General features: G+C 46.2%; 12 protein-coding genes and 1 pseudogene. 10 read left to right on the top strand and 3 right to left on the bottom strand.

What is annotated here, in order from left to right; genetic code table 11:
- Positions 1–364: 364 nt before the first annotated feature.
- Together QT996_RS17125 and QT996_RS17120 are read right to left on the bottom strand one after the other, a co-directional pair.
- Positions 365–1,912, bottom strand: a complete 1,548-nt coding sequence (locus QT996_RS17125) for an ATP-binding protein (RefSeq protein ID WP_333047901.1) — start codon at positions 1,910–1,912, stop codon at positions 365–367.
- A gap of 2 nt (positions 1,913–1,914) precedes the next feature.
- Positions 1,915–2,598 carry a response regulator transcription factor gene (locus QT996_RS17120; RefSeq protein WP_333047900.1) on the bottom strand — a complete coding sequence of 228 codons (684 nt, stop codon included), beginning with the start codon at positions 2,596–2,598 and terminating at the stop codon, positions 1,915–1,917.
- Positions 2,599–2,741: 143 nt separating this feature from the next.
- Between QT996_RS17120 and QT996_RS17115 the strand changes: the two genes are divergently transcribed.
- Together QT996_RS17115 and QT996_RS17110 are read left to right on the top strand one after the other, a co-directional pair.
- Positions 2,742–3,152, top strand: a complete 411-nt coding sequence (locus QT996_RS17115; RefSeq protein WP_333047899.1) for a hypothetical protein — start codon at positions 2,742–2,744, stop codon at positions 3,150–3,152.
- A gap of 158 nt (positions 3,153–3,310) precedes the next feature.
- Positions 3,311–4,789 (top strand): M10 family metallopeptidase C-terminal domain-containing protein, encoded by a 1,479-nt coding sequence (locus QT996_RS17110; RefSeq protein WP_333047898.1) that lies wholly within the window; start codon positions 3,311–3,313, stop codon positions 4,787–4,789.
- A gap of 185 nt (positions 4,790–4,974) precedes the next feature.
- Here QT996_RS17110 and QT996_RS17105 read toward each other — a convergent pair whose 3' ends face one another.
- Positions 4,975–5,889: an alpha/beta fold hydrolase gene (locus QT996_RS17105; RefSeq protein ID WP_333047897.1), complete on the bottom strand. Its 915-nt coding sequence runs from the start codon at positions 5,887–5,889 to the stop codon at positions 4,975–4,977.
- Between the two features lie 166 nt (positions 5,890–6,055).
- Between QT996_RS17105 and QT996_RS17100 the strand changes: the two are divergent.
- The 8 genes and pseudogenes from QT996_RS17100 (at position 6,056) to frr (ending at position 13,868) form a co-directional block, all read left to right on the top strand.
- Positions 6,056–7,229: pseudogene (locus QT996_RS17100) on the top strand (RNA-guided endonuclease InsQ/TnpB family protein).
- Between the two features lie 227 nt (positions 7,230–7,456).
- The gene (gene speB, locus QT996_RS17095) at positions 7,457–8,386 is read left to right on the top strand and encodes an agmatinase (RefSeq protein ID WP_333047896.1); all 930 of its coding nucleotides are present in this window, start codon (positions 7,457–7,459) and stop codon (positions 8,384–8,386) included.
- A gap of 133 nt (positions 8,387–8,519) precedes the next feature.
- Positions 8,520–9,077, top strand: a complete 558-nt coding sequence (locus QT996_RS17090) for a thioredoxin family protein (protein ID WP_333047895.1) — start codon at positions 8,520–8,522, stop codon at positions 9,075–9,077.
- Between the two features lie 214 nt (positions 9,078–9,291).
- Positions 9,292–10,092, top strand: a complete 801-nt coding sequence (gene modA / locus QT996_RS17085; RefSeq protein ID WP_333047894.1) for a molybdate ABC transporter substrate-binding protein — start codon at positions 9,292–9,294, stop codon at positions 10,090–10,092.
- A 50-nt stretch (positions 10,093–10,142) separates the two neighbouring features.
- Complete coding sequence (gene modB, locus QT996_RS17080) at positions 10,143–11,963, top strand: molybdate ABC transporter permease subunit (protein ID WP_333047893.1); 1,821 nt, start codon at positions 10,143–10,145, stop codon at positions 11,961–11,963.
- A 90-nt stretch (positions 11,964–12,053) separates the two neighbouring features.
- The gene (gene msrB / locus QT996_RS17075) at positions 12,054–12,452 is read left to right on the top strand and encodes a peptide-methionine (R)-S-oxide reductase MsrB (protein ID WP_333047892.1); all 399 of its coding nucleotides are present in this window, start codon (positions 12,054–12,056) and stop codon (positions 12,450–12,452) included.
- 152 nt (positions 12,453–12,604) lie between these two features.
- A complete protein-coding gene (gene pyrH / locus QT996_RS17070) occupies positions 12,605–13,333 on the top strand; it encodes a UMP kinase (protein ID WP_333047891.1) in 729 nt (242 codons plus the stop codon).
- A complete protein-coding gene (frr, locus tag QT996_RS17065) occupies positions 13,320–13,868 on the top strand; it encodes a ribosome recycling factor (RefSeq protein ID WP_333047890.1) in 549 nt (182 codons plus the stop codon). Before pyrH ends, frr begins: the two co-directional genes overlap by 14 nt.
- Positions 13,869–13,884 lie beyond the last annotated feature (16 nt).

Here is a 13,884-nt window from a genome sequence, read left to right as displayed (position 1 = left end):
GTTTTTAGCTGGCATTTTTGTAGAGATTGACTAAACTCATTTTTTATTATACCCTATTTAAAGGCACAACAGCTTACTAGGGTTCGGAGTATATCACTATCAACAGCAAAAGCGTGAGCCATTTGTTCTATTAGCAGCATCGGGGGTATTTCTGTTAGCCCTTTTATTCCGAACTCTCGATAGGGAAATTTGTCCTTACTTTTCAACTGGCACTCATTTTATTTGGCATCTTTGTAATGGCATTTTGTTGTACTTATCAGCAAGAGCATTAATCCTAAACAGACCTATGATGGACTAGGGATCTCTTAACTTTAAAAATCAGAATTAGCCCAAGTCTTAGCCAAGCTGCTTCACTGCTATAAGGTTAATCACGATCGCCCACAGGTAAGCTCAGTATAAACCCTGTTTGACCAAGTATGGCAGCATCTAGTTTGATATCGCCGCCGTGGGCCCGTGCGATTTCCCTTGCTAAACTTAGCCCCAATCCCGATCCTTCGATTTTTTTGATCTGAGTGGAGTCACCGCGATGGAATCTCTCGAAAATGCGATCGCGCTCGCTCAAAGAAATATCCTGAGAACTATTGACAATTTTCACAATTACTCTTTTTCCCTGACAGTTAGCCTGTAACCTGAGCCAACCCTCTGGCAAATTATATTTAATCGCATTACCAACCAGATTTTGCACAACCTGCACCAGCAAATCGCGATCGCCCTTGATATATAAATTGGGAGCAATGGTCATTTGCACATCTAAATGCGGCGCTAGCAGTTCCATATCTTCGGCAATTTCCGATAGCAAAGCCGACATATTAACCTCAACCAAATGTAAACCCATACGTCCGGCATCGGCTAGGGAAAGTAATAGAAGTTTACGGGTAATTTCACTCAAACGGCGCACTTCATCCAATAAATTGCTCAGGGTTTGCTGCACCTCAGAACCTGATTCAACTTGATGCAAAGCCCGTTCTAGTTCCCCTTGCAAAATTGCCAGCGGAGTCTTTAATTCGTGGGCAGCATCTCCACTAAAACGAGAAGCTTGTTTAAAACTTCGCTCCAGACGTTCTAACATCTGATTGAACACAAAAATTAATTCTACAAACTCTATATCCGTTGAGCCGACAGGAACGCGCCGATCTAGCCCTTGTACGGTGACATTGCGAATTGCCATCGTGAGTCGCCCAATTGGATATAGAATACTCCGCGATATCACCCACGCTCCACCGGCAACGAGTAAAAGCACTAGGGGAATAGAAATTAGAAAGATATTGCGAATCGATGCCATTTCCCGATCGATCGCTTGTAAGTTAACAGCGATCGCTATTTGAGTCTGAGGAGAATGAATCGCGCCCACGCGCCAAACGGCCATCCTAGTACGCTGGGTTGCTAGTTTAGCTTTGAAAACTCCAGGAAAATCAGGTCGATCGAATTGAGGAGGTCGATCGCGCGGGGGTCTTCTTTCTCTGGGTAAGAATGAATCGGGTCGATCAGGAGGTTGTCGATGGGGAGGTGGTGGATATGGTGGAGGTGGTGGAGGGGGAGGTTCTAATTGAAAAGGTATTCTGGTAGGATCGGGAGGCGGTTGAGGCAGCGATCGCCATAGTGAATTGGCATCAATTCCATCTTGCCACTGGCTCGATCGGTAGAGCAAATTACCATCTCTATCAGTCACCAACAAAGCCACGGTTGTTTCCCCATCATTCATGCCCAAAACTGATGGCAAAGAATCATTATAAACATCCCATTGGGTCGATTGCGGGCGGGTAGATTGGATTAACTGATTCTTGATTTCAGCATCAAGACGTTTGACCTTAGCATCGTAAATCAACCACCACGAAACAATACTAAAGCCAATTAGAGCAATACTTGCTAGAACAGCAGATGATAGAGCAATGCGAAAGCGAAAAGATTGCATTTTCACGAGGGAGAATCTGGTTTGCGAAACCGATAGCCAACGCCGCGCACGCTCTCAACCCATCCTGTACCGCCGATCGGTTCAATTTTCTTGCGAATGCGTTGAATACATACATCTACCACATTCGTATTCGGATTAAAATCATAACCCCAGATATGTTCGAGGATTTGTGTGCGGGTGAGTACCCTACCGGGCGATCGCATCAGATATTCCAAGAGATTAAATTCTCGACTTGTAAGTTCTACCGCATGGCGATCGCAAGTAACTTCTCGGAGAATGCGATCGAGCTTAACTGGGCCAACGCTCAGAATATTTTGGCGATCGCCCGAAGCACGCCGCACCACAGCATAAATCCGAGCAACTAACTCCTCAACAAAAAACGGTTTAGCCAAATAGTCATCAGCACCGAGATGTAACCCTTCAATGCGATCGTCGAGTTCATTGCGAGCAGTTAATAAAATCACTGGTACGTTGCGTCCAGCCTTTCGCAGATGTTTGAGAATAGATAATCCGTCTTTTCCCGGCAAAACAATATCAAGAACGATCGCATCGTACTCATTATCCATCGCCCGCCCATAGCCATCGTTGCCATTATCGCAATAATCGACCACAAAACCTTGTTCTTTCAAGCCCATACAAACAAAACTGGCGATTTTTTCTTCATCTTCAACGTATAGAACATTCATAGATTTACCTATTCGGTTGTGATTATACGACCATCAGGGATTTACTTAAATTACAAAACTGTAATCCATCCGCACTGTTGCAGGTAATGTTTGGGGAATTTGATGTAGTTATAAACATTTTTGGACTGGCGATCGTAACTATCATGAAAATTACTTCACTACTGGCATTACCTGCTACAGCCTTGCTGCTGGGATTTAGCAGCTTGACTTTTCCCCATCAAACTACAACTAATTCTAATACTGTACTAGCCCAGAGCCAGCCAGAACCCAATCAAGAGCGCAGACATCCGCCCCGTATAGATTTTGCTGCTGCTGCCAAACAATTAGGAGTCAGCGAAGCCGAGTTAATCGAAGCTTTGGGCCTACCCGCCAAACCGCCGGAACCACCAAGTGAAAATAATCGCCCGCCCAGCCCACCGCCCCCTCCTCGTTTAGATATTCCCGGTGCAGCGAAAAAGTTGGGAGTCACCGAAGCAGAGTTGATTAAAATTCTGGGCATTCCACCGCGTCCACCGGGCGATCGTAATGTACCTCAAAATTCGGAAAAACGCTAATTTCTCCACATTACAAAACTGTAATCCTAGGACAGGCATAAATGTCATATTCAAGCAACTTAATGAGTGAAGAGACTAAATCAAAGGCAGATTGAGACTTCATTTCTTTAGCCTGACAACAGATTCAAACTTAGAAAACTAATCCAGGTAATTACATCATGCCAGCACTATTTCCTAATTCAATCAATGCACCCGGCAACCAACCTCCCCAAAATCAAGGCGCACCGGGCAACCAACCTCCCCAAAATCAAGGCGCACCGGGCAACCAACCTCCTCAAAATCAAGGCGCACCGGGTAACCAACCTCCTCAAAATCAAGGCGCACCGGGTAACCAACCTCCCCAAAATCAAGGCGCACCGGGTAACCAACCTCCCCAAAATCAAGGCGCACCGGGCAACCAACCTCCTCAAAATCAAGGCGCACCGGGCAACCAACCTCCCCAAAATCAAGGCGCACTGGGCAATCAACCTCCCCAAAATCAAGGCGCAGCGGGCAATCAACCTCCCCAAAATCAAGGCGCAGCGGGCAATCAACCTCCTCAAAACCAAGGCACAGCGGGCAACCAACCTCCCCAAAATCAAGGCGCACCTGCCAATCCTCCCGAAAACCAAGGCGCATCGGGCAATCCCCCTCAAAATCAAGGCGCAGCGGGCAACCAACCTCCCCAAAACCAGGGCGAAATTGGCAATACTCCTCCTCAAAACCAGGGGGGAATCGGCAATATTCCTCCTCAAAACCAGGGGGGAATCGGCAATATTCCTCCCCAAAATCAAGGCGCACCCGGTGGCAATCCTCCTCCTCAAAACCAGGGCGCACAACTTACGAATTCTGCTTTACCTCCCCAAAACCCAACTCCACCCCCTCCCCCAGCTAACAGTATTAGCACCACAGCAGGAAACGACAATATTACCGGAGATAGTTTAGATAACTTTATCCTAGGCAGTAGTGGCACAGATACGATAACTGGAGGAGCAGGCACAGATACAATTAGCTATCTTTCGCTGGGCAGCGGCATTACCATTGAGGCTAAAGGTATTGTAGATAAAGGCGCAGCAGGTACAGATACCCTGCAAAATATAGAACAAATAATTGCTCCTTTAGGACAGAGTAATACCATCGACGCTTCTACAGGTAGCGGTACAGGTTCTATTAATGTGGATTTGTCGCAAAATCGTTTGGCTGTTAACAATTTACCCGGTATTGGCACTCTGAATTTGACTGTAGAGAATTTCGTTAATGTCACAGGAACTCCCAATGTAGATGTCCTTACCGGAAACATCCAAAACAATTCTTTAGTAGGGGGAGATGGTAACGATACACTCTCAGGTTTGCGCGGCAACGATACGCTAATTGGAGTAAATCCCTTGAGTGCTACACCGGGAAGCAATGATACGGATGTGCTGATTGGTGGTCGAGGTAGAGATGTTTTTGTTCTCGGTGATGCCACCAAGACATACTATAGTGGAACAGGATTTGCATCGATTCAAGATTTTCAGCAGGGAATCGATCGCATTCAGCTACGTGGGAGTCTCTCTGACTACAATATTGTTGGTAATTCCATCAATTTGGCTGGTACATCTGACCAAATTGCTGTAATTCAAGGTGGCTTTACTCCTGATAGTTTCCTGTTTGTGTAATATCAATTCCGGCTGCACTCCTTATCATACCGAGGACACGGCAGTGCCGTTTCCCTACCAAAAATAAAATTGTAGGGAAACGGCACTGCCATTTCCTAATTTCTTCTTCCTACTTCTTCCTTCGTGTCCTTTGCGTCTTCGCGGTTCAATACTCTAATTTTTCCAGCACCAAAGGAGCAAATGCACTAATTTTCTGCAAACGCCGATCGCCCTTTAATCCAATCGAGTAAAATAGGATTGACCAATTCCGGCGCTTCATCTTGCGGGCAGTGTCCCACTCCCTCCAAAGGAATAAACTTTTCCACAGCCGGAAACTTTGCCAATTCTCGCCCCAATGCGATCGGCTCCCAAGGGTCGTCCGTACCCCACAAAATCAAAGCAGGACAGCTTAAACGCGGCAACAAATCCTCCGGTAGCGGGCCTTGAGAATAACTGATAAATGCCACAAATACTTCTACTGCGCCGATATCTTGGGCAGGTTCCAGCAGCATATTTACCAGTTCGTCGGTGACAGCTTCAGGACGGCGATAAGCTTGCAAAAGCACTTTTTTTACTGTTTTTGGCGTTGCTAATTGTTTAAAAAATAATTGACTTATCCACTTGACATTTAAAATTTTTTGTGCGATTGGCGCTCCAAAACTGCGATACCAAGGCAATTCGGCGCGTTTGCGATCGTGCAGCAACCGCAGAGAACAATTGAGTAAAATTACGCCAGAAGCAATATCGGGAAAATCCACAGCGGCTTGCATAATTGCCACGCAGCCGATCGAATTTCCCACCAAAAAAGCCGGCCCGCCCGCAACTTCCCGACAAAAATCAGCAATTAGTTGTCCCCAAGTTTCAAAAGTATAGTCAATTTCAAGCTTGGGCGCGGGTTTAGCAGAACCGCCAAAACCGATGAGGTCGATCGCATAACAGCGGCAATCAGCAGCCAGCGCCGGCAAATTCTTGCGCCAGTGGCCCCAAGACGCACCGAAACCGTGGACAAACACCACCGCAGGCCCCTGCGTTCCCGCAGTTTGGTAGCAAATCGGAAAGCCTTTCCACAGCCAAGTTTGGGGCGAAACAACTGTTGACAAAGCGGGACTAGAAGATGTCATACGATTCTAGATTTTAGATTTTAGATTTTAGATGAATGCAAGGCTGCAAAGAACTCAAGTCATCAAAAAAAATGGGTGGAAACCCCGTCCTTATAGGACGGCTTTACAAAAAGACACAAGACAAGAAAGATCAACCATATCACAGAAGACGTGTTAGAGTGTGATGATGGAAAAAGCCTACCGCTATCGCTTCTATCCCACCGCGCCCGCAAGAAAATCTCTTGCGACGGACAATGGGTTGTGCGCGGCTAGTGTACAACAAGGCTTTAGCTTTTCGTACAGAATCTTGGTACGAGCGTCAAGAGAGAGTTGGCTACAGAGAAACTTCCTCAATGCTGACGAATTGGAAGAAAGAGGAGGAGCTTGATTTCCTGAACGAAGTTAGTTGCGTACCTCTTCAGCAGGGGCTCAGACACCTTCAAACAGCTTTTACCAATTTCTTTGGGGGACGAGCTAAATATCCTAATTTCAAGAAAAAGCACAACGGCGGTAGCGCTGAATTTACCAAGTCCGCTTTCCGTTGGAAAAACGGACAGGTATTTCTGGCTAAGTGTAATGAGCCGCTACCTATTCGCCGGAGCCAACAAATTCCCGTAGGCTGTATCCCGTCTACTATTACGGTAAAGTTAACACCCGCTGGGCGCTGGTATGTCTCCATAGTTGTAGACGACTACACGATTAAACCGCTTCCAAAAATAGATAAAACTATAGGTTTGGATGTGGGAATCAGCAGTCTGATTGCCACTAGCGACGGCAACAAGATTGTCAATCCCAAACATTTCAAGAAGCTTCGCAAGAAGTTAAAAAGGAAGCAAAAAGCTTTAGCTCGTAAACAGAAAGGAAGCAATAATCGAGGAAAAGCGCGGGTGCAAGTGGCTAAAGTCCACGCACAGATAGCTGATGTGCGTAAAGATTTCCTGCACAAGCTAACGACTCAACTGGTTCGTGAAAACCAAACGATTGTAGTTGAGGATTGGGCTATTAAGAATATGGTGAAGAACCATAAATTAGCTATTGCTATCAGCGACGCTAGTTGGGGTGAGTTAATTCGCCAACTAAGTTACAAGTGTCAGTGGTACGGGCGAGATATTCTAAAAATAGACCGCTGGTTTCCTAGTTCTAAACGTTGTGGAAACTGCGGTCAAATTGTAGATAAATTGCCGTTGAATATTCGGGAATGGAAATGTCCTAAGTGCGGGACAAAGCATGACCGCGATATCAATGCAGCAAAAAATATTTTGGCGGCTGGGCTAGCCGTGTCAGTCTGTGGAGCAACCATAAGACCCCAAGAGAGTAAATCTCGGAAGGCAGGTGCTACGAAGCAGAAACCTAATCGGTGACGATTGGGAATCCCCGTACTTTTAAGTCGGGGTGGATGTCAATACTACAAACCGTATCGCAATTCGAGGCAACCGCTAGGACATAAATCCCAAACCCTCTTCCCTCCTCCCTCTGCGCCCTCTGCGCCCTCTGCAGTTAATTCCTCTTCCTTCTGACTTTGCAGTTAGAGCCGATATTATGTCAGGATTAAAGATGCTGACTTCTTTGCTTTATTGAAATTTCCCCTATGCCAACGATCGCCCCAACTTCCGTCGTGCCGTTTCTCGGTTCCGAAATTGTACCCGACTACGACACAGCCAAAGTAGTAATCTTACCAATTCCCTACGAGGCAACAACCACCTACCGCCGGGGGTGCGAAAACGGGCCCGCTAAACTTCTAGAAGCTTCTCATCAACTCGAGTGCTACGACGAAGAATTAGATTCCGAAGTTTGCTACGATGTCGGAATTTATACAAAAGAGCCGATCGCCGATACGCGCAACAGCCAACGGGTTTCATCCTCAGAAATGCTGCGAGTCACCCAAGCCGCAGTCCACCAGCTAGTTACCGAAAATAAATTTGTCATCTCCCTCGGAGGCGAACACAGCATCACTGCCGGCGTTGTCGAAGGTTATCGCCAAGCATACCCGGATGAACCTTTCACAGTCGTGCAAATCGACGCCCACGGCGACTTGCGGCACGAGTACGAAGGCTCGATTCACAACCACGCCTGCGTGATGCGACGTATTGTAGATATGGGCTTACCGACACTGCAAATCGGGATTCGCGCTATCTGCAAAGAAGAAGCAGACTTGATTAAAGCAAAACAGCTAAACGTGATTCGAGCTAGGGAAATCGCTACTCAACCGGATTGGGCCGATCGGGCAATTGCCAGCATAACAACTAAGCGAGTATTTTTGACGATCGACTTAGACGGCATCGATCCGACTTTAATTCCAGGGGTGGGAACACCCGAACCGGGCGGGTTAAATTGGTATTCCCTCACCGGATTTTTGCGCCGCATCTTCGAGTCCTACGAAGTAATCGGGTGTGACATTATGGAATTAGCACCTCTTGTAGATTCTGTAGTCTCAGAATTTACCGCCGCCAAATTAGCATACAAACTTATTGGATACCAAGCTCTGGCTCAAGGTTGGCTAAAGCCAGACGAGGAATAAATCGCGAAGTACGAATCACAATAGGCTGTTGGCAAGGCTAGAATTAAGCTAAAGCCAAACAACAGCCAATTTTATTCGTGCTGACAGTTTCATCTTTCATGCTGGCAAATACTGCTCTTCACCTCCTGAAAACATGAGTTTACTAATCGATACACCGGGTACTCCCATTAACGGCTACGCTCCCGATTTTGAATTGCCGGGAGTTGACGAAGAAGTTCACCATTTAGCTCGCTATTTAGAAAAATATCGAGCTATAGGGGTGATATTTATGTGCAATCACTGTCCTTACGTGAAGTTGTATCTAAATCGCCTGAAAGAAATTCAAGCAGAGTTTCAAGATCGAGATGTTACTTTAATCGGGATTAATGCTAATGATGCAAATCAATATCCTGAAGATAGTTTTGAGAGTATGAAAACTTTTGCGGCTGACAATCAGCTCAATTTTCCCTACATCCGAGATGTTGCTCAAGATGTGGCTGAAAGTTTTGGGGCTTCTAAAACGCCGGAGGTTTTTTTATTAGACCAAGATGGCAGATTGCGCTACAAAGGTTTAATTGACGACAACGCTGACGATCCGGGGGCGGTGGGGGTGTCTTATCTGCGGAGTGCGATCGACCAATTGCTCAACACTCAACCCGTTGAGCCTTCCACTACAGAGGCGATCGGCTGTTCTATCAAATGGCGATCGTAGTCATTAGTCATTAGTTGAAAGGTGCCTCTGTTGTGAGATTGTTGGTTTGTATCGAAAATAATAGTAGCTGACGCACCCTACTTCATTATGGTAGGGTGCGTCCGGTTTTACATTCTCAATTTACACGAAAAGTCTAGTTCTAATGCACCATTGATCGGAAGCTGCTGTAAGCTAGATTTCTCGATCGCCCTATGAAAAATTAGAACATAGCCCTATGAAAACAAAACGCATCCTTAACTTCATTGTAGTAGCCGTCGTAGCAATGACACTACTAATTACTTGGAACTTGTTTAAAAGCATTCCTCCAGTCATAGCACAGCAGCAAACCTCCTTAACAGTATCCGCCGCTATCAGCCTCTCACAAGCTTTACAAGAACTCAAAACAGTTTATCAGACCAGCAATCCCAAAGTTAAGATTACTTATAATTTCGGTGCTTCCGGCGCTCTGGCACAGCAAATTCAGCAAGGAGCGCCAGTAGATGTATTTCTCAGCGCCGCTACAAAACAAATGAACGATTTGCAGCAATCTAACCTGTTAATTAACGACACGCGCCGCAATTTGCTAACAAATCGTCTGGTTTTGATTACTCCTAAAAATGGCGTTGCTTCGAGCGATTTTAAAGAGTTGACAGATGCCAGAATAAAGAAAATTGCGATCGGAGAACCGAAAAGCGTACCTGTGGGTCAATATGCTCAGGAAATGCTAAATAAACTTGGATTGTGGCAGCAACTCCAGCCAAAGTTAGTGCTAGGAAATAACGTCCGCCAAGTGCTGACATTTGTCGAAAGCGGTAACGTTGATGCTGGTATAGTTTACACGACTGATGCCAAAGCATCGGACAAAGTAACTGTGCGACTAACGGCTGCTGAAAATTTGCACTCGCCCATTGTTTATCCGCTGGCAGTTATTAGAAACAGCCGCAATCCGGCTGTTGCGAAAGCGTTTGTTGACTTTTTGGCGGGCGATCGGGCTAAAATAGTATTTCAGAAATATGGATTTGGCATAGTTCGATAACTAACTAATTATGGATTTTTTACCGCTGATTAACGCGGATTTCTTTATAAATGGAATTTGATATTTCTCCGCTTTGGATATCTCTAAAATCCTCCGCTATTGCGACATTTATCACCTTTTTTCTGGGAATAGCCGCCGCCCGGTGGATGCTTTCAACTCGCATCAGAGGTAAAGCTTTGATTGAAGGGGTTTTAATTTCTCCCTTAGTTTTGCCGCCGACAGTAGTGGGATTTTTGCTGCTGCTGCTGTTTGGGAGAAATGGGGCGATCGGGCAATTTTTGCTACAATTCGACTTAACTATAATTTTCACTTGGCAAGCCGCCGCCATTACTGCCACAGTTGTATCATTTCCCCTCATGTATAAAACTGCTTTGGCAGCTTTTGAGCAAATTGATGCCAATCTTCTCAATGCAGCCCGCACTTTGGGAGCATCGGAGTGGCAAGTTTTTTGGCGGATTATGTTGCCGCTAGCATGGCCGGGAATTTTAGCAGGAACTATTCTTGCCTTTGCTCGCGCTTTGGGTGAATTCGGCGCGACGTTGATGTTAGCGGGGAATATTCCCGGACAAACTCAAACTATCCCGATGGCAATTTATTTTGCTGTGGAAGCAGGGGATATGAGGCAAGCTGCTATTTGGGTTTTGATTATTCTGAGTATTTCTTTGAGCGTGCTAACTGCTGTTAATTTTTGGACTGATTTACAAAGGAAATCGCCCAAACCGAATTCGAGCCAAAGACTGCAATCAAATCTTCCTAAATTCGCGTCTAGTTTTACCACCCAATCTCAAAAACAACAACCGAAAAGCGGACTTTATTTAAGCATTTTTAAACCTCTCTCTAGTTTGGCCTTGGATGTCGGTTTCGATATTGGCCCGGAAGTGCTGGGAATTTTGGGCGCGTCGGGTTCCGGCAAAAGCATGACTCTGCGCTGTATCGCTGGTTTAGAAACTCCAAGGAGCGGTCAAATTTCAGTCAATGGTAGGGTTTTATTTGACTCAGCACAGGGCATTAATGTAGCTTCTAAAGACCGCCGCATCGGTTTTTTGTTTCAAAACTATGCTTTATTTCCTCACTTGACTGTGGCTCAAAATATTGCCTTTGGCTTGCAGCATTTATCTGAAAGCGAGCAAAAACTTCGAGTAAAAGAACAACTAATTGCGGTGCAAATGTCGGGACTGGAAAACCGCTACCCGCACGAACTTTCGGGGGGCCAACAGCAGCGGGTGGCTTTGGCGAGGGCGATCGCCCCTTCTCCCGAGTTGCTGCTGTTAGACGAACCGTTTTCTGCTTTAGACACTCACTTACGCAGTCAACTGGAACGCGAGTTAATGCTGACTCTGGGTAATTATCGGGGAATTACTTTGTTTGTCAGCCACAATTTAGAGGAAATTTACCGGGTGTGCAAAAATCTGTTGGTATTGGCCGAGGGAAGGCCGATCGCCTTTGATACCAAAGAGAACATTTTCGATCGCCCTGGCAACTTCACTGTCGCCCAGTTGACTGGCTGTAAGAACTTCTGTGCAGCTAAACCGATCGCAGAAACTCTCGTCGAGGCGATCGACTGGGGCTGTACTCTGACTGTAGTCGAACCAATTCCCAAATCTCTAGTTTTTGTGGGAATTCGGGCTCATCAACTGACTTTTGTTAGCGGGTGCGATCGTGAAAATACTTTTGCTTGTTGGATCGCTTCGACTGTGGAAACTCCGCACCGGGTGACATTATATCTCAAATTGCACTCGCCTCCCAATGATTCCCAAGATTATCACTTGCAAGCCGAAGTTTTCAAGGAAAAGTGGAGGGCTATTAAGGACAATTCTTTTCCCTGGTATGTTCATTTGGAGCCAATTAGGTTAATATTAATGGAAGCCTGAGTTAACTAGGAATATACAGTTAACCGTCAACACTCAACAGTTAACCGTCAACACTCAACAGCTAAATACCTCTTAACTAAACATCAAATCATGACTGAAAAAGTTCAAAAAACCGACGCAGAATGGCAACAGCAACTAACGCCAGAACAGTTTAAAGTCGCCCGTAAAAAGGGAACAGAAAGAGCTTTTAGCGGCGAGTATCACGACAACAAAAAGCCCGGAATTTATAATTGCATTTGCTGCGGTACGGAGCTATTTAAATCAGAAACAAAGTTCGATTCCGGTACCGGTTGGCCGAGTTTCTACGCTCCAGTTAGCGAAGAAAATGTCAAGTGCGAGTCGGATAACACCTTGTTCATGCGCCGAACAGAGGTACTGTGCGCTGTTTGCGACGCTCATCTCGGTCACGTATTTAACGACGGGCCGAAACCTACCGGTCAGCGTTACTGCATGAATTCTGCTGCTCTTAATTTCGTCCCCAAGGATTAATTCAGTCCACAGCCAACACTCAGCAATCAACGGTTCTCAGAAAAATTGTTCTGGAACAAGCTCAAAAGCCTGTTCCAGACAATTGATGTTCAAAATGCACCCGTACTGCTATCTTATGGTGGAGGCAAAAAGAGTAAAAAAATAGTGGCGGCATGGGGATGGTATATCAGCGAGTTTTGCTGAAGCTCAGCGGTGAAGCGCTGATGGGCAGCTTGGGCTACGGCATCGATCCGGTAGTCGTTCAGTCGATCGCCCAGGAAGTGGCCAAAGTCGTGTCCCAAGGCATTCAAATCGCGATAGTTGTCGGTGGTGGCAACATTTTTCGCGGGGTGAAAGCTGCTTCGGCAGGGATGGATCGGGCAACGGCTGATTATGTGGGCATGATTGCTACGGTGATGAATGCTATCACTTTGCAGGATGCCCTTGAACAAGCAGGAGTGCCAACGAGGGTGCAATCGGCGATCGCTATGCAAGAAGTAGCTGAACCCTACATCCGGCGGCGGGCGATTCGCCACCTAGAAAAAAAACGAGTAGTGATTTTTGGTGCCGGTTCTGGCAACCCTTTTTTTACTACTGATACTACAGCCGCTTTGCGGGCGGCTGAAATTGATGCAGAGGTGATTTTTAAAGCTACTAAGGTAGATGGGGTGTACGATTCCGACCCCCACCTCAACCCCAACGCGCGCAGGTATCAAACCCTCACCTATGCCCACGTCTTGAATCAAGATTTGCGGGTGATGGACAGTACCGCGATCGCCCTTTGCAAAGAAAATAATATTCCTATTATGGTATTTGACCTCTCGGTGTCGGGCAACATCTACCGAGCTGTAATGGGAGAATCTATTGGAACTCTTGTCGGAGGTTTGTGTGAAGTTAGCTGAAGCAGAAGATCATATGCAAAAGGCAGTTGAGGCTACTCAACGGTCTTTTAATACTATTAGGACGGGACGCGCCAACGCCTCCCTCCTCGATCGAGTCATGGTAGATTATTACGGAGCTCCAACTCCGATCAAATCCCTTGCCAACATCGGCACGCCGGATGCGACTACGATCAACATTCAACCGTTCGATCGCACAGCACTCACCTCGATCGAAAAAGCGATTTCCCTGTCGGATGTAGGACTCGTTCCCAACAACGACGGTTCAGTTATTCGCTTGAACATTCCGCCCCTGACGAGCGACAGACGCCAAGAATTTGTCAAAATGGCCGCGAAGTTTGCCGAAGAAGGTAAAGTTGCAATTCGCAATATCCGCCGCGATGCCGTTGACTCGATTCGCAAGCAGGAAAAAAGCAGCGATATCTCTAAAGATGAATCCCGCGACTTGCAAGATAAAATTCAAAAGCTGACGGACAAGTACGTTGCCAAAATAGAAGAAGTTCTGGCAGCGAAAGAGAAAGATATCACGACTGTTTAGGGAATGGGAAATTGGG

It is taken from the genome of Microcoleus sp. S13C4 (assembly GCF_036700865.1).
In the GTDB taxonomy this organism is placed as follows: domain Bacteria; phylum Cyanobacteriota; class Cyanobacteriia; order Cyanobacteriales; family Microcoleaceae; genus Microcoleus.
This window is presented reverse-complemented; position numbering and strand designations above follow the sequence as displayed.